Below are 16,916 nucleotides of genomic sequence, written 5' to 3'. Positions count from 1 at the left end.
TTCAACTATACATTTGTCCATTTGACTTCCCCTATTAAGTTAAAATTATCCCTACTGGAAAACGGCAGACTGAGTCACCCGGCTATACTCGCTCCGAGCATTAGGTCTTTTGTTTATTAGGGAGGGATTCCAGGGAGGGGCGAGAGGACCATTCTTTGCAATAATCGCGGCTTTCCTGCACATAGCTGCGAAAGGGATCGGCCATGACAAAAGCCGGACTTCCCTGAAGTTGCAAAACCGACCAATTGATGACATAGGGGGGGCGACGCGGATCATGATGGCCGGACGCCTTCTCTAAAAAATCCGCCCACCCTTCCCTAACGACATGGCGAATGACTTCGGATCGCCCAAATGCACGGGTATTTCGTGGTGGTTGACCTTTCGCCAACTCGACCAGTTCATTCGTCGTAAAGCGCGGCGCATCGCCTTCCTCTGTCATGCCATGATACAGCCCTGCGTGTGGATCGACATTGTGATATTCCAAATCCAGACTTTTTAACCAGGGATCGTCCCAATCTAACTTCTCCGCTTCCCGAAAGGCTTCCAACAACGAAAGCTTAGAAGCCCAGTCAACCCGGCCAACCACGGCATGATAACCTTTTCGTAAATCCTTCACTACCGATTCCCAATGGGCTAGGACCCAGTCTGTTTCCTCATCCTGTCCGGCATACTGTTTGTTCGCGGCTTCCCAAAACTGCTCTTGAATATCCAAGGCTGAAAAGCGCCGGCCGGTTGATAGGGTAACCATCCATTTTTGCTGAGGGTCGTGAGAGATGGCGCGTAGGGTCTGGACGGGATCATCGAAATCCAACCCTTGCGGAGCATAGCCTTCTTCGATCAACTGGAGAACCAGCCCGGTCGTGCCCATTTTCAATAAGGTCGCTTCCTCGGCCATGTTCGAATCGCCCATGAGCAGGTGCAACCGCCGGAATCGCTCTGGATCAGCCAGGGGTTCATCCCGGGTATTCACAATAGCCCGGTTGTGCTGGACCCATTCGAAAAAATCGTTGACGATGTAATCCGGGCGCTGGGAAATTTGATAGATCACCCCCTCTCCCACTGATCCCCGTGACCGGTCTCCCCCACGTCCTTCAATATCGTCCAGGCTAATCCAGCCGTCCACGGAACGCGCCATCCCGATTCGGCCGGCCCCGGTAAAGACCTGGCGTGTCACCAGAAACGGCATGAGCAACCCCAACCCTTGGTAGGTAAAGGGAAAATCCCTGGTGACCAGGTAATTTTCATGGCAGCCAAATGTTGCGTCTGTCTCATGATCAATATTGTTTTTAATGATCGACACCTGTTCTGAGAGGCCAAGCTCTTCTAAACAGTCCTGCAACAGCCAATCTCCTGCACGGTCCACAGCCACTAAATCCCACAACAAATGGCATTCCGGCGAGGCATATTCAAGATGCCCCATATCCACATACATCCGGCCTGCATTGAGCAAAAATCCTCCATTGCCTGGAGGTTCATCATGCCCACGATAATGCCAATCAATCACGCCATGTTTTTTCTGTCCAAATAAATGTTCAATGATCCGGCGTGCAACCCAGGGAGGAGACACGTCCGGTTGATCGGCCTTTATGAGCAGGCCATATTCGGTTTCAATGCCGAAGATTCGATTATGCATGGGGACCTCACTCTGCCAGGAATTAGGTGGCAGGTTGAAACACCGAAGGAATGAAGGACTGAAGTTCCGACGGACTCAGAGCACGATAGGTTTCCATCTTCCCGCTCTCCCGATCCAGCAACACACATTCCAGTGATTCTTTGGACAGCGTTTCACGAATTCGTGAAGCAATCGCCTCATCGTCCGGAATGGTGGACATGGAAGTGGCTGGTAAAGAGGTGGTTCCTTCCTCTTCCGTATCGGGAGAGGGAGTCGAGGTTTGGAGATGACTCGCAATCCCCCACAGTCGGAGACTCACCTCCACCGCAGACTGCAAAGAAGAGAGAGGACTATGGCTTTTCCATTCCTGAGTGAGAAGCCCACGGATGGATGGGGAGGCCGCCAGCACCCCGAATTCCCGTTGTTCCTCGAACATGCCATCATAGTTGATGCTGAACAAACGGTCACGATCCTGAGTAGCCCCGACTTCTGCCAGCAAAATTTTAGCAATGTACGGTGCCTTGAAAATTTCTTCAAAGGCCTGTTTAATGGCAGGGGCTAGACCATTTTTCATCAGGCGGGAAGCAGTGACATCCGCCGGTGACCGTTGAAATCCTTCGACGTGAGCCATATCCAATAAGCTATACCGTAGCTTCTCCAGATCCGCCGGATGTCCCATGCCTCCTAAGGCGATGCGATCGTAAATTTCATAGATCTTTTCCGTTCCCCGATTAAAGGTCAACAGAAGAATCCCTTGCGCAAAGGAGACGCCGACTAACGGATTGCCTTGCGTAAATTGATCGTCAAGATAATTTCGCCGATTGGCGACGGCTTCAATCCATCGATAGGGTTCTTCATACATGGTTCAACACCTTTTCTGAAAACAGCGACTTCAACCGTTCGGCCGGAATGGTTCTCACCCCCTCGGCTGAAATGCGCTTGACGACTGGATACAGTTGGGCCTGGGCGTCCACTCCACCGGTGGCGGAATCGAACTCTGCCGCACTGGTCATAAGACGGAGCACGAATGTCAGGGCGTCTTCTTCATTCATCTCGGCAACGGGACCATTTCCCCACCGATTCATATAAAACAAAATCCCCCGAATCGTGGAAGATCCCGAGCCAGAAACCGCATATTCCACCGCCTCAAACTCAGCTCCTAAGATATCGTAGAAAAAAATCTTTCCGCATCCTTCAAGTTGATCATACCCTGCAAAAACTGGCGCCACGGTTCCCGTTCCTGCCAACGCTGCAGGTGCATTGTTTTTCAACAACGTGGATAAAGCTCGTAACTTTCCCTCAAAACTCAAATCCTGCAATTGGCTTCTCCGGTAATACTTAAAGGAATGCTCTAATATTCTGGCCATTTCAAACGCGGTAGCAGGAACCCCTGCAATGGCTAACACGGAAAAACGATCCAATTCCAATACCTTATCAGTCCGATCATACATCACGACATTTCCGGCCGTTGCCCGGCGGTCACCAGCCACAAGCACGCCATCCGCATACTTGATAGCAAAGACCGTCGTGCCGCTGGTAATCCCTATATGGCCGGATGGCACGCTGCCATTGATTGACTGACGAAGGTCGTCAACCGCATAACCACGTTCTCGGAGAACCTGAAGGAAATCTCCCTGTTGTCCCATCCTATTCCCCGGTCCGTTGACGATACTTTTCCGCCTGCTTGGGATCCACCTTTCGCATGCGTTTCATGAGATTATCACGGGATGGGGAATCAGTTTCCGGTCGTTTAGGACCTGATTCCTGGTCACCAGGTCCCGATGGCCTGGAAAGTGGTTCAACCGGCCGCTCTTTTCGTTCAAGCCCTCCACCCGTTTGGATATACTCACATTCGTTTCTCATAAATCTCATCCTCCACATAAGCTTTTTGGCTTTCTGGCCGAAATAGAATGATTTGGTTAAAGGGTATTTTGACGTTCGAAATTGCAGAGCTTTCTCTATTACACTTTTCTTAAATAAATACCTGTTTGAAAATTCCCACCATAAACGGGATAGCAGGACAGAATGACCTCTAACCCTAGCTTCATTAACAAATCATCAATCCAACCGGGGTGGTAGCAAACAGCAGTTAAATCATTATTATTTTGCTTGCCACCGTTAGCAGGTAAATCACTATTCTCTAAAAAAATATAATTTGGTGTAAATTCGGGATTGTGTTTTGCCTCATATCTGCTAAAACATGTAAAAAAAGCAAAACCATTTTTTACCAATTTATCAGAAATGAGGCTCATATACATTTCAAAATCTTTTATGTCCAGATGAGAAAAAACGCTCCATGCCCAAATCAAATCATATGAATCGCCTAAAAAGTCAAAAACGGGCTCCTTTGTCGAAGCGTTTGGGCTGTACATTTTATTCATATAATCAATATGGTTAAATGTGAATCGTTTATCAAACTGAAAGAACGTAATGTTTTCATGAATGTCATTTTGATCCACATCAAAACCAGAATATTCGAATTCGACATTAATATGTGAATCTTCAACCAATGTTCTTGGTACGCGCCCCTTACCACATCCTACATCAAGTATTTTTATTTTTTCCCTCTGAAGGTCCTTAATGAGTGCGGTGAACCGTTGATACTCGTATATCTTTTTTTCATCAGAAAGCCAGAACCCGCCATCAGTGAGTCTAACAACTCTATTCTTTTCAAGGAAGGTAAAGGAGTTAGGCATTACTTCCTTTTTTGTTCTTAGATCAACTAACAATTCTCAAAATTCCCTTCTTCCTTTTGTGAAATTCGGGGCGGCTGCCCTTCGTTCATTTCACCAACACCAACTTATTCGCCATAAAGATCACCAACCATTTCATGGAGAAATTGCTCCTAAGCTGGCATACGAATCAAACCAAAGATTTGATGAAAAAATTTCAAGGTGAAGGTAAGATTTCTCTCAAAATGAGAAGACTACCCCCTAAGGGAAATTCTCCACTTTCATGGATTCCATTAGATCAAAGGGAGTCTTGGCATGCTCAATCACGGACCGACATTGAGCTACCGACACAGGCTCAAGGTGATCCAGCAGGTCAAGATGCAGTCCTCCATTGTGACCCTGGAAATGAACCCCTTCCCATTGTATCGATGTAATGTCTTTTTCAAATCGTTGCACACACAATCCCCGAATCCCTCCACGCGTATCGATCGGTCCATGCTTCATGGCTTTCTGAATCTCCTGCTCCTGACTCACCCGGGTTGTTCGCCCTTCAGCTTCTAACCCGAAAAACAGACCGCGCTCGGGATCCAGATTATGATATTCCAGATCCAGGCTGGCCAGCCAAGGATCGTCCCAGCCGATGTGCTCGGCCTGTCTAAATGTTTCGAGTAACCACCATTTTGTCACCCAATCGATTTTCCCCACAAGCTGCAATCGATCCCGTTCGAGAAGGTCTAACGCATGCTCCCATTCTTGAAGAATCCAGGTCGTCTCTTCATCCATTTCGATGAAAAATTTCCCGGCCAGATTCAAATATTCCCGTTGAATATCCAGCCCGGAAATCATGCCCCCAGCTTTCCGCTTCACAAGTGTGTTCAATTCAGGATCACGGGACAGCGCCTGAATCGCCTGCACCGGAGAGTCTAATTCACAGGGCAGCAAGAGCCCTCCCGCAATCATATCCAACACCACCCGTGTCGTGCCTATCTTCAAGGCTGTGGCATACTCACACATATTGGCATCGCCCACGATGAGATGGAGGCGTCGATAGCGCTCGCGATTCGCATGCGGTTCGTCTCGTGTGTTGAGAATGGGGCGGTTATGCATGGTATCTACGCCCAACTCGGCCTCCATAAAATCTGCGCGTTGGGACAATTGAAATCCACCCGGCACAAACCCGCGCTCTTGCGCTTCCCGACCGACCTTGCCTGCGCCGGCAATCAATTGTCGGCTGACCAGAAAAGGCATGAGTCCACGAGTCAAATTTTCAAAATTGAGTGCGCGCGAGACCAAATAATTATCATGGCAGCCATAACTATGCCCATGAAAATCCGTGTTGTTTTTATACAGCTGAACCATTGGGCCACCAAGATCTTTGTTTCGGCGTTGCGCTGCCATCCAAAGGATTCGTTCCCCAGCCCGGTCATGCGCGACCATATCCTTGAGAGACCGGCATTCCGGCGTAGAATATTCCGGATGGGTGTGGTCATTATAAAATCGTGCACCATTGGGGAGGACAAGGTCACTTTTCATTTCGTGGAATGAAAAAGGCCGATGGGCATCCTGCTCCGCGAACAGGTCCTCTTCTTTATCCTGAGCTAACTCGGTCACACGAAACCCCCGTTGATCTTCATGGGGATGCTCGCCTCGATAATCCCAGCGTCGGGTAAAATGTCCGTCAAGATAGGCCCGCACCAACTCCATGGACTCCACCACAGGATCGGCTGTCACGACATCCTCCCGCGCAATCCCGTACTCGGTCTCAATACCAAAGAGGCGAATCGGGTTCATATCTTCCAGTCTTTCAGCTGAGGGTGCCCCATTTGGTAAAGCTTTCGAGAAAGAGAGGTTTAAACAATTTGAGAGGTCCGATGCTCTTCTCCGTCCTTTCCTGACTGAAGGGAGGACACTCCGACAACCTGGTCCGGGTGATAATCCAAGAGTTTCAACCATTCCTCAGCTGAATCATCTGGGGGAAATATTTCACTCTCCTTGAATTCTTCATTGGTGGCAATGAGTAAATCATCAAGACTCAGCCCCGATGGTTCCTGGTCACCCGCTTGAATCGCCCGTTCAATGGCCCGTTCTTTGGCACGACGGACGATTCCCGCCAACACCGCTCCACTCAATAAATCCCGACGGTAGAGAATATCTCGCCGTCCGTTACGCAATCGAATAGCCAACACTCGATTCTCCTGGCTCCGCTGAAAGAGATTCTCTAACAGTCCGTCGATGATGCGCGACACCGGCATCCCTTCATCTTCTATGCTGCCAGTACCTTTCTTCGTTTCGTACGGAAGATCAGCCGTCAAATAGACACGCAAAATTTCCCCAACATCATTTCGCCCAGGTCGGCCAACTTTAATTTTTCGATCAATTCTTCCAGGACGCAGCACTGCCGGGTCAATCATATCCGGACGATTCGAGGCCAAAATCACCACCACCTGGGAAAGGCTTTCAATCCCGTCGAGTTCGGCGCAAAACATCGGCACCAGGGTGTTGGAGACATTGTAGGATCGCACCGCCCGTCTCGTCCCTAAAATGGATTCCGCTTCATCGATAAAAATAAACGGTAACTTTCCGGCCTGTCGTTGTTGCCGGGCTTGGAGAAATAAATCCCGGATGATTCGTTCTGATTCCCCGACCCACATATTCAGGACTTCCGGACCTTTAACATGCAGAAACACCCCGCCCTCGATCGGTGGAAGCTGTGAAAGAGAATCTTGCCCCTGATTCCCAACAATGGGCGTGATGGTATCGCGTTCTTGCGCTAAGAGTTGCCCAAGGCTTGCAGCCGTGGCTTGACCGATCAACGTTTTTCCGCACCCCGGGGGGCCATACAGCAGAAACCCCTTGGGTTGCTGAAATTGATACCGTGAGAATAATCCTTCATGCAGGAGCGGGTATTCTATTGACCGGCGAATGGCCCCAATGGCTTCCTGCTGGCCACCAATATGCTCCCACCGCACAGTTGGCAACTCCGCTAAAAGATGCGATTGGCCTTGGGAATTCTCCAAACGTTCAATGGCAATCCTGTGAGTCGGGTCCAATCGAACCTCGTCGCCAACCTTCAGGTCCGCAGAGGCAAGATCATCAGCCCGTTGAATAAGAATGCCTTGTCTGCCAGCCTCTTGGTCAATACGAAGACGCCCATCACCTAATATCTCGCGAACTTTTACGATCGGGCCACTCCGGTCATACCCGAGAGACCGGATGACGACATACGCCTCATTCACCAAAATCTGATGTCCAACCTTAAAGCCATCCCTCTCGAGCCTCGGATCGACATTGGCATAGTATTCCGCCCCACCAACCATGATTCTGGCTACGCCCTTATCAGGCTGACCCAACAACGTCCCGATTCGATTCGCCGGGGCCGTTAGTTTTTCAAGCACCCCCTGGAGTTTTTTCATGTCGGCTTCCTGTTGTTGGGAAACCGTCGTTTGTTCAACAAGCCGGTGTCGAAGTTGATAGAGCAAGGGAATTCGTTGATCCCCTTCAGGCAAAGATGCCAAGCATTGGTCAATGAGTGCTAATGGAGAATCCCCGGACTGACGGGATGATTTTGAAAATGAGGAACCAGCCGACGGAGAAGAATCCTGGGAGTAAGAAAATTCTGAAGAATCGCTCATCGTATATGTCATTCCATTCTAGTTCAATTGGAACATGAAAGCCGTGATACACATTAAAACCACTGACGAGTCATCTTGGGCGACAGTTGCCATTTCATTCTACAATGTTTCCTGACCATTACCCAAGGTATAAAAAAAGCAGGGGATCCGTTACCGGATCCCCTGCTTCTATTGAAAAGTAACCTTTAGTGACTTAGTGAGTTACCAACGGTCTCCACCGCCACCACGGTTTCCGCCGCCGCCACGATTTCCGCCACCACCGCCACCACCAAATCCGGTTCGTGGCGCTTGGGGCTTTGCTTCATTGACCGTCAGGGTACGCCCTCCCATTTCGGTCCCGTTCAGCGCCTCGATCGCGGCCTTGGCTTCAGCATCTGAGGCCATTTCCACAAAACCAAACCCCCGAGACTGCCCGGTGTACTTGTCCGTAATAATTTTAGCCGACGTCACGGCGCCGTGCTGCCCAAAAAGGTCAGCCAATTCCTGCTCCGCCGTGGAATACGGCAGGCCACCCACATAGATCTTTGAACCCATCGGGGTCCCTCCTTCTAAATGCGATATTGTTTTGCATGGTTCGAAGAAAAGAGAAGGGAAGGAACGGCCCGAGAACGCAAACCAGATGGCGACTTAGGACTAACTTCCAATCAGACTCCTTGCGGATTCCTTGGCAAAACAACATCAGTGATGGGCCCGTCACTCAAACATCCACCACGTGGCCCGAATGTCGTGATGAATTTCTTTTAAGTAGCATAAGTCAGAATGGGAAAGAATGCAACAGACCCCAGGTGGGAAACCACTACTCTAGAGCATTATTTTCAGGAAATTAATTGGGGAACACCCTTTCCATCAATGGCGTCTTCGGTAATCACAACTCGCTTAATGTCTTTCAGGGCTGGAACATCATACATCAAATCCAGCATGACTTCCTCCAGAATAGAACGCAATCCCCTGGCTCCGGTTTTCATTGACGAGGCTCTGGTGGCAATGGCCTGAACCGCCTCAGGGGTAAAATCCAACTGCACCCCATCTAATTGAAATAACGCTTGATATTGTTTCAGCAGAGCATTTTTCGGTTCTTGTAGGACTCGAACCATATCCTCCACGCGCAAATCATTCAGAGAGGCCAGAATCGGAAACCTGCCCACAAATTCAGGGATGAGTCCATACTTCAAAAGATCCTCCGGCTTGAGTTTTCCCATTAATTGATCAGAGGTCAATCCCTGACCATTAGTGGAAACTGCCCCAAAACCCATTCGCTTCTGATTGGTCCGTTGAGCAATAATATCCTCCACTCCGACAAACGCACCGCCACAAATAAAGAGAATATTGGTCGTATCCACTCTAAGAAATTCCTGCTCAGGATGTTTTCTACCCCCCTTGGGAGGCACATTACATAATGTTCCTTCCACCAATTTTAGCAATGCCTGTTGGACACCTTCCCCAGAGACATCCCGCGTAATAGATGCGCTTTCAGATTTCCGGCTAATCTTATCAATTTCATCGATATAGATAATGCCCACTTGGGCTCTGGCCATATTGAAATCGCACGACTGCAACAACTTCAAGACTACATTTTCCACATCTTCGCCGACATATCCCGCTTCCGTCACCGTGGTGGCATCAGCAATGGCAAAGGGCACATGCAAAATTTTCGCTAGGGTTTTTGCCAGTAAGGTCTTGCCGGTTCCAGTCGGCCCGATCAACATCACATTCCCTTTTTCTAATTCCACATCAGGCAAGTCTTTGCCGCTAAACACACGTTTATAATGATTGTGGACGGCGACCGACAAAACTTTTTTGGCACGGTCCTGTCCAATCACATACTGGTCAAGCACCGCTTTGATTTCAGGAGGGGTCGGCAAGGGACCCGCTGGCGGCTCTATGGCGGACTGACCTTCGGTATGGCCTGATAAAAACTTTGAACATTGTTGGATGCAATCCGCACAAATCAACACCGACCCTGGTGCCTGACATTGCGTACAGGCCAGTTTCGTCGGGGCCTGGATCAAATTCGTTGCTCCAGGTTTTGCCCGACCACAAAATGAGCAGACCGCATCCGCACGATTTCGTCCTTGCTTCGAATCCCAAAAAGCCACAGCAGTTACCTTTCCTTACTCTTCGTCAGATATCAATCAAATAGGTGCGTTCACTCATCCATGATAAGGAAGATCTTAATCTTCAAGAGGAAGGATATCAAATCATCCCCCTTTCAGGATAAACTTTCCAGGGATTCCGCCACAACCAGCGGCACAGCCTTCCATGACATTCCTCGGTCCACCGTCCGAAAAAGTCCTTTTCCATTCGTGCCCACATAGAGCATATCGGAATCGACCGCACTCATAGCTAAAGCTCGAATATTAACATTCGTCAAGCCCGCACTTCGAGCTTCCCAAGTTATTCCTCCATCTTCACTCCTAAAGACGCCGTCACGATTGGTCACATACACGACATGGGGGTGGGTATGATCGAGAATGAGATCGCTCAACATTTGATCGGAGAGCGTATCTCCAATGCGAGTCCAGGCTTGACCTCCATCCTTGGTGACGTACAATCCACTCAGAGTCGCAGTATACACCGTATCGGATTCACGAGGGTCAACCTTGATTCGAGTGACCCCCAATGCCCTGGAAGATTTCAGCACGTCAGAGGCCACCAACCCATTATTGACCATCCTCCAGCTGCGGGCGCCATCAATGGATTTATAGACTCCTCCACTTGTTCCCGCATAAAGCGTTTGGGGCTGACGGGGATCGCAATCAAGCGTCACCACCATAAGAACTTCTTTCATGCCCTCCATCCGTTTGCTCCAAGTTTCCCCGCCATCGTCTGATTCAAACACGCCTAATGAGGTGGCGGCAAAAATATGGGCACTGGATCCTGGAGCAAAGACCAATTGATGGACCACCGAAGAAATCGTCACATCATCCAATCCCGTCCGTCGTGATACCCATCGTTGGCCACCATCATAACTTTTATACACCGCATCCCCTTTAGTCCCGGCGACAATATTGGCTGGAAACAAGGGATCAATGGCCAGGGCAATGACGCGAGAATGGGTCATACCTGCAGACATGTTCTGCCAGATCATTCCTCCATCCCGGGATTTATAAATATAGTCGTTGGTAGCCAGGTAAATAATTTTGGGGTTTGTGGGATGAAGGGCGATTTCCACCACCGCCTCACTTTTCCCACAGCCAGCCAACATCATGCAGGCAACCACTGTTGGCCAAAATAGACCGAGACTGACGATCATACCGTGCATTGAATTACTATTTACCGGCTTCTCAGGAAAAGACAGAGAGACTTGAAGACCAATTTGGGCACTTTTCACAATCTCTATTGACGGAAACGAGCCCCGTTCGGTTCTTGTGAAGTACGTTGAGCAGGAGAAGGTTTAATGAAGGGCAGATTGAACACAGGTGCCTTCGAAGCATTTTCATACAGAACCATGGCCTCAGGCATCCATTTCGTGAGATCGGCAATCCGGGTTTCATGCGCTGGATGGGTGGATAAAAATTCCGGTGGAGCGCCATCAGAAGTCGCTGCCATCCGTTCCCAAATATGAATCGCTTCCCGTGGATCGTACCCCCCATCGCCGGCAAGCAAGATGCCGATATAATCGGCTTCTGATTCGTGTTTTCGGCTAAACGGTAGCAGAACTCCTGTCTGCACCCCAAGCCCCATCGCCTGCATAGCTAACGCGTTTAATGCCGGATTTTGACCTTGGGTCGAAAGCACAATCGCCGCTGCGGTCATTCCAAATTGAGCCACCAGTCCCTGGCTCATCCGTTCACCTCCATGTTCCGCCAATGCATGAACCACTTCATGCCCCATAATGGCCGCCAATCCTGCCTCATTTTTGGCCATGGGGAAAATTCCGGTATAGACCGCAATTTTGCCTCCAGGCAGAGCCCAGGCATTCTTCGTATTGTCATCTTTAATGACGGTCACTTCCCAATCAAATCCTTTCGCCACATCCGCGTATTTAGAACGCTTGGCCGCCTCAATAATACGAGCTGCGACCCGCTTAACCGGCTCAATTTCTTTGGGATCTTTGGATATGATGACCTTTGGGTCCTGCAAAACGTCACTATACTGGGCAGCCCCCATTTGACTCATCTGCCCTGACGGCATCAGTAGCAATTGAGAGCGATTCGTATAGGGATTGGTCTGGCAACCTGAGACCAGAATACTCAGGAACAGTGCACAGAATACGCCCGTGCGCACTCTGATGGCCCACCACAATATTAGCATGTCACAACCTCTCTGAATTCAGCATAGAGCACAAAGAGGCATCCAGCTCCTGCTACATGCAGCGGACCATCTACATTCCGGCAGAAGGCTCTGGAATGCCGATGTCCAATTCCTGAATTTTCTCGTAGCGAGCCAATGCCGGTTTGGTGCCTGCACGGGGGCCCACCACCAGAATCGCAAACTCCTTCGGTCGCAAATGTTTTTGTGCAGCCATTCGGATTTCAGCCGTGGTGACCTTGTCAATGCCCTGGCGAAATTCTCTCAGCCAGGACGAGGGATAGCCATAATATTCGTATGTGAGGTATTTACCAAGTACTTTCGTGGGAGAATCCACGGAAAAGACAAAGGAATTTAAAATGCTGGCCTTCGCGCTCGTTACTTCTTCATCCGTAGGAGGCTCAGCGACCATATTCCGAGCTTCAGCAATTAACGCATCAATTCCCTTCCCCGTCGTTTCCGTTTTAGTCGACATCGAGAGCATGGCCATGCCTGGATAGTCCCATTGCAAGCCAACGCCACCGTGCACATCATAGGCCAGCCCTTGCTTGGACCGGATGTTATAAAATAATCGGGCACCAAATGACCCCGAAAGAATTTGATTGACGATCACCAATGGATAATAATCGGGATCGTCCCGACGAATTCCCAAATGTCCCATAGCAATTTTTGCTTGGGTCATATCGTTTTTTTCAACATAAAACACACCAGCCGGAATCTTTGCCTGAATGCCGACGGGAGCATCCGGTACCTCCGGACCTTTGGGCCAGTCACCAAAAATCGATTGAATGAGCGCCAGCGTCTTTTCTCGCTCAAAATCGCCACTCACACCTACAATGATGCGATTAGGATGAAAGTATGTCGCATGCCACCGGATCACATCCTCTCGCGTGATAGATCCCACGGAGGCGTAAGTCGGCTCCCATGTATAGGGTGATTCTTTCCCATAAATTAACTTCTTAAACTCTCGTGACGTAATCTCATCGGGATCATCGTTTTGACGCGAAATCCCCGCCATCACCTGATTTTGAGCAATCTTTAACTTCTCAGGGTCAAACACCGGAAACCGCAACACATCCCCGAATATTTTCAACACATCCGGAAAATCTTCAGCGAGAGAACCCATCGATGCGGTTCCTGACGAGTCCCCAATATGTGTTTCAATCGCGGCAGCCTTCCCCTCCAAATACTCATCCAGCGCATCTCCACTCAGACCTTTTGTCCCGCCTGTGCGAAGCACGGTTCCCGTTAAGGAAGCCAACCCAATCGTTTCCTGAGCATCCAATCGGGAACCCGTTTTGATCATGGCTGATACACCCACCAACGGTAACTCATGGTCTTCCATCAACAAGACCACCAGTCCATTATCCAGAACCACGCGTTCAGGTTCAGGAATGACCAGTTCCGGCAAGGGTGGAAAATGCAACTCCTCGACTTTAGTCACTTGCGCCTGCACCCAAACTGGTACACAAACCATGACGAAGACGACCAATCCCATTCTCAGGATTGACCATCGGGCTCCTCCACACATCGCAGGCTGATGAGACATGATGCGATTCATGATTGACCCTCCCCGGAAGTGACTGGTTGAGGACTACCGGCAGGAGGCACCGTTTCAATCATGCCCACGATTCGGTTCGTCGATTGAAACATCGTGTTGGCGACCCGACGAATTTCGGCCTTGGTCACCTGATCCAACCGATCAATGGACCGGAATAACTCGCGCCAATCTCCAAACAACATCTGATAATCAGTCAGGTACATCGCCATGCCCAGGTTATTATTCAAGGCCCTGACAAGCCCGGCTTTCGCCCTGGTGCGAAATCGAGCCAACTCCTCATCGGAGACGTCCTGTGTTTTAAGCCGGTCAAATTCTTCTCGTAAGGCCTGTTGCACCGTCTGATTCGTCACGCCCCGGCCGGGAACAGCATAGGCCATCCACACATGCGGATACTTGTCACCAGGATATTCCCCATAGGCTCCGACCGATACCGCGATGCGTTTGTCCCGTATCAGCGATCGATACAACCGGGACGTCCGCCCGTTCGTCAAAATATCGTCGATCGCATCGTACACCGGTTGATCGGCATGAGTCACAGGGGGCTTATGATAACCCTCGATATATAACGGTTGGGAAGGATCCTGCAGCTTTACAATTTTTTCTGCGATGGAGGGAGGCTCAACGATTCGAAGCGGTGGGGGCGAGGGTGCAGAGGGGATTCGATTAAAATATTTTTCGAGAATCGGAATAACCGTCTCCGCTTTCACATCCCCGACGATCGCCGTCACCAAATTGGTAGGAACATACTGCGCATCATAAAACTTCTTCGCATCGGTCATCGTGTAGGATTGGATATCGCTGGCAAAGCCAATCACCGGATGATGATATGGATGAGCCATATAGGCCGTCGCGACAAATTGTTCGAGCAACCGGCCGAAGGGTTGGCTTTCCGTCCGCATTCGACGCTCTTCCATGACCACGTCCCGTTCCTCATAAAATTCCCGAAAGACCGGGTGCAGAAACCGCTCAGACTCCAGATAGGCAAACAATTCGACTTTATTGGCCGGAAGGGCATAAAAATACCCGGTCACATCAGCGCCGGTGAACGCGTTTAAGGCTACCCCACCTTCCCGTTCAATAATATCACCAAACTCATTTTTCACCACATAGGCAGAAGCCTCTTGTTGTCGTTCTTTAAAAACGGTATACAGGCGATCCACCGTCTCCGGATCAGAGACGGAAGCAAACTTTTCCTGTTGATAGGCCTGGTAAGCCTCTTCCAATGCCTCTAGCGCAACCTTTTCTGCATCGTAATCGGTCGTTCCAATGTGAGGTGTTCCTTTAAACGCCATATGTTCAAACATATGCGCCAGTCCCGTTTGCCCCATGATTTCCTGAGCCGATCCCACATTGACTCGCGTCATGAAGGCAAAGACAGGGGCCACTGGACGTTCCACAATAATGAAGGTCCACCCGTTCTTTAACGTATGCCGGGTCACACGTTGCTCAAAGGAGGCCAGATCCTGACCAAACACTATCCCTCCGCTGACGAACCACACCAGCCCCACAAGTCCGAGGGTCTTGCTCCATCCCATCATTCGTTTACCGATTCCCATTATTCACCATCCTGTTTAAGCAACATCTCTAATCCGAACATTAAATAATCCTACCCAGTAAATGAGAATTCTGGCAAGCAACCCACTCTTGAATCCGGAAATTCCATCATTACGACACCTGCCCATGTGAAAAGGGATTGCCAAACGTGTCTTGAGACTTGCGGCAAGAAAGACTGGTCCTCATCTAATCAAAAAAAAGCGTTTAACAATTGGACCGCCGCCCGTGCGATGGAGATTTCTGTGCACAACCAAGGAATGAAAATGCTGCTGGCATTCTAGGAGCCTGTCGGACTTAGGGGATCGAGAGCGAAAAAGCGGCTGAGCGAGGCCAGATTTTGACGATTTCGCTGGCCCATAGTGGGACTATGGTCCAAGAAAGCGGCGAAATATGGACCGCTTAGACACTTTTGCAGCCGATTCATCCTAAGTCCGACAGGCTCCTAGCTCAACCCTCCCCCTATTCAAGAACGATCACCGATGAGGGCTCTTCCCTCATCTCCATCCCAAGCCCGGACTCTTCCCATGGCTCCAAGACCGATCCCTTATACGCATACCCGCCTTGAACCGGATCATCTGACAACAGGAGCGGCATATCAAGATCTAAAAATTCAAATCCTCCCAATCCCAACACCAGACTCCAGGAACAGCCCATCGCCACACGACTTTCTACCATGCCACCAATCATAAGCCTGAGTCCTGAGGCGCGGGCCAACCCGGCAATATCCATGGACTCCACCACCCCGCACTTCGTAATTTTGAGATTCAACACATCCACTGCATTTTGTTCAATCAATCGTCGGGCATCCTCGACGGATCGAACCGATTCATCAGCGGCAAGAGGAATCGTTCCTGTCCGTCGCAAGGCCACAAATCCCTCAACATCCTCCCGGGCGACCGGTTGTTCGAATAACATCACAGGTAGATGCAATCGCTCTATTGCTCTTATGCACTCACTTGCCTGCTCCAATGAAAAACCTTGATTGGCATCAAGCACAAGCTTCGTATCGGGACATGCGGCACACACGGCCTCAATTCGCCGGATATCCTCATCCACCTCCAAACCGACTTTCATTTTAAATATCCGGAATCCCCTCGCATACCATGCTCGGGCGGTGTCAACAACCTGGTCGAGTAGTCCAATAGGCAACGTGACATCGGTTTGCTGTCGTCGCACATCCGCCCCTCCCCACAGTCCCCACAATGGAATACCCATGCCACGACACCACGCATCAAGGAGGGCCGTTTCAAGACCACATCGAACAGCAGGAGTCTGGGTGGCCACCTCACGAAGCTGCTGTGCTATTTTCCTGAAATGAGTGGCAGATTGTCCCAGACATGCCTTGGCTGCAAGAGGAAAGACTCGCAAGCAACTCGCCTGATCCTCACCTGAAATATCAGGAAACGGTGCCATTTCCCCAAAACCGTACGCCCCGTTGCGAAGCGTGACACGGACAAATACATTGTGAGCCACCGTCATGGCTCCTGATGCCACGACAAACGGGGCCAGGAGCGGCAAGGCGATTGGCCACGCTTCAACTTTGGTAATACAAAAAGGATCACGCACCGGAATAACTACAGGGAGAATGCACAGAAAAGAAAGGAAAACGCTTGATTACAGGAAGCCGAACCTCA

General features: G+C 49.9%; 14 protein-coding genes. All 14 read right to left on the bottom strand.

The window, feature by feature from the left end:
• Window positions 1-100: 100 nt before the first annotated feature.
• Window positions 101-1,633 (bottom strand): proteasome accessory factor PafA2 family protein, encoded by a 1,533-nt coding sequence (locus AAH187_RS02115; protein WP_342346775.1) that lies wholly within the window; start codon window positions 1,631-1,633, stop codon window positions 101-103.
• Window positions 1,634-1,655: 22 nt separating this feature from the next.
• Window positions 1,656-2,474 carry a hypothetical protein gene (locus tag AAH187_RS02110; protein WP_342346774.1) on the bottom strand — a complete coding sequence of 273 codons (819 nt, stop codon included), beginning with the start codon at window positions 2,472-2,474 and terminating at the stop codon, window positions 1,656-1,658.
• Window positions 2,467-3,258: a proteasome subunit alpha gene (locus tag AAH187_RS02105; protein ID WP_342346773.1), complete on the bottom strand. Its 792-nt coding sequence runs from the start codon at window positions 3,256-3,258 to the stop codon at window positions 2,467-2,469. Before AAH187_RS02105 ends, AAH187_RS02110 begins: the two co-directional genes overlap by 8 nt.
• Window position 3,259: 1 nt before the next feature.
• On the bottom strand, window positions 3,260-3,475 hold the full coding sequence (locus AAH187_RS02100; RefSeq protein WP_342346772.1) for a ubiquitin-like protein UBact: 216 nt from the start codon (window positions 3,473-3,475) through the stop codon (window positions 3,260-3,262).
• Between the two features lie 98 nt (window positions 3,476-3,573).
• Window positions 3,574-4,308, bottom strand: a complete 735-nt coding sequence (locus tag AAH187_RS02095; RefSeq protein WP_342346771.1) for a methyltransferase domain-containing protein — start codon at window positions 4,306-4,308, stop codon at window positions 3,574-3,576.
• Between the two features lie 237 nt (window positions 4,309-4,545).
• Window positions 4,546-6,075, bottom strand: coding sequence for a proteasome accessory factor PafA2 family protein (locus AAH187_RS02090; RefSeq protein ID WP_342346770.1), 1,530 nt, complete (start codon window positions 6,073-6,075; stop codon window positions 4,546-4,548).
• Window positions 6,076-6,134: 59 nt separating this feature from the next.
• Entirely contained in the window at window positions 6,135-7,916 is a 1,782-nt protein-coding gene (locus tag AAH187_RS02085) for an AAA family ATPase (RefSeq protein ID WP_342346769.1), read from the bottom strand.
• A 201-nt stretch (window positions 7,917-8,117) separates the two neighbouring features.
• Window positions 8,118-8,450: an RNA-binding protein gene (locus AAH187_RS02080; protein WP_342346768.1), complete on the bottom strand. Its 333-nt coding sequence runs from the start codon at window positions 8,448-8,450 to the stop codon at window positions 8,118-8,120.
• 281 nt (window positions 8,451-8,731) lie between these two features.
• Window positions 8,732-10,012, bottom strand: a complete 1,281-nt coding sequence (gene clpX, locus AAH187_RS02075; protein ID WP_342346767.1) for an ATP-dependent Clp protease ATP-binding subunit ClpX — start codon at window positions 10,010-10,012, stop codon at window positions 8,732-8,734.
• A gap of 113 nt (window positions 10,013-10,125) precedes the next feature.
• Window positions 10,126-11,247, bottom strand: a complete 1,122-nt coding sequence (locus AAH187_RS02070; RefSeq protein WP_342346766.1) for a PQQ-binding-like beta-propeller repeat protein — start codon at window positions 11,245-11,247, stop codon at window positions 10,126-10,128.
• Window positions 11,248-11,252: 5 nt separating this feature from the next.
• Window positions 11,253-12,170: a M48 family metallopeptidase gene (locus AAH187_RS02065; RefSeq protein WP_342346765.1), complete on the bottom strand. Its 918-nt coding sequence runs from the start codon at window positions 12,168-12,170 to the stop codon at window positions 11,253-11,255.
• A 70-nt stretch (window positions 12,171-12,240) separates the two neighbouring features.
• A complete protein-coding gene (locus AAH187_RS02060) occupies window positions 12,241-13,728 on the bottom strand; it encodes a pitrilysin family protein (RefSeq protein ID WP_342346764.1) in 1,488 nt (495 codons plus the stop codon).
• Window positions 13,725-15,284 (bottom strand): pitrilysin family protein, encoded by a 1,560-nt coding sequence (locus AAH187_RS02055; protein ID WP_342346763.1) that lies wholly within the window; start codon window positions 15,282-15,284, stop codon window positions 13,725-13,727. Before AAH187_RS02055 ends, AAH187_RS02060 begins: the two co-directional genes overlap by 4 nt.
• Window positions 15,285-15,741: 457 nt before the next feature.
• On the bottom strand, window positions 15,742-16,848 hold the full coding sequence (locus AAH187_RS02050; RefSeq protein ID WP_342346762.1) for a dipeptide epimerase: 1,107 nt from the start codon (window positions 16,846-16,848) through the stop codon (window positions 15,742-15,744).
• Window positions 16,849-16,916 lie beyond the last annotated feature (68 nt).

Source organism: uncultured Nitrospira sp. (assembly GCA_902500695.1).
Lineage (GTDB): Bacteria > Nitrospirota > Nitrospiria > Nitrospirales > UBA8639 > Nitrospira_E.
The sequence above is the reverse complement of the archived record's forward strand: the minus strand, read 5'-3'. Positions and strand labels throughout refer to the sequence as shown.

What these genes read in the sequence shown, in the direction of transcription:
- AAH187_RS02085 (WP_342346769.1), bottom strand. Translation starts at nt 7,916, where the DNA reads ATGAGCGATTCTTCAGAATTTTCTTACTCCCAGGATTCTTCTCCGTCG.
- AAH187_RS02065 (WP_342346765.1), bottom strand. Translation starts at nt 12,170, where the DNA reads ATGCTAATATTGTGGTGGGCCATCAGAGTGCGCACGGGCGTATTCTGT.
- AAH187_RS02105 (WP_342346773.1), bottom strand. Translation starts at nt 3,258, where the DNA reads ATGGGACAACAGGGAGATTTCCTTCAGGTTCTCCGAGAACGTGGTTAT.
- AAH187_RS02055 (WP_342346763.1), bottom strand. Translation starts at nt 15,284, where the DNA reads ATGGGAATCGGTAAACGAATGATGGGATGGAGCAAGACCCTCGGACTT.
- AAH187_RS02110 (WP_342346774.1), bottom strand. Translation starts at nt 2,474, where the DNA reads ATGTATGAAGAACCCTATCGATGGATTGAAGCCGTCGCCAATCGGCGA.
- AAH187_RS02080 (WP_342346768.1), bottom strand. Translation starts at nt 8,450, where the DNA reads ATGGGTTCAAAGATCTATGTGGGTGGCCTGCCGTATTCCACGGCGGAG.
- AAH187_RS02100 (WP_342346772.1), bottom strand. Translation starts at nt 3,475, where the DNA reads ATGAGAAACGAATGTGAGTATATCCAAACGGGTGGAGGGCTTGAACGA.
- AAH187_RS02060 (WP_342346764.1), bottom strand. Translation starts at nt 13,728, where the DNA reads ATGAATCGCATCATGTCTCATCAGCCTGCGATGTGTGGAGGAGCCCGA.
- AAH187_RS02115 (WP_342346775.1), bottom strand. Translation starts at nt 1,633, where the DNA reads ATGCATAATCGAATCTTCGGCATTGAAACCGAATATGGCCTGCTCATA.
- AAH187_RS02090 (WP_342346770.1), bottom strand. Translation starts at nt 6,075, where the DNA reads ATGAACCCGATTCGCCTCTTTGGTATTGAGACCGAGTACGGGATTGCG.
- AAH187_RS02095 (WP_342346771.1), bottom strand. Translation starts at nt 4,308, where the DNA reads ATGCCTAACTCCTTTACCTTCCTTGAAAAGAATAGAGTTGTTAGACTC.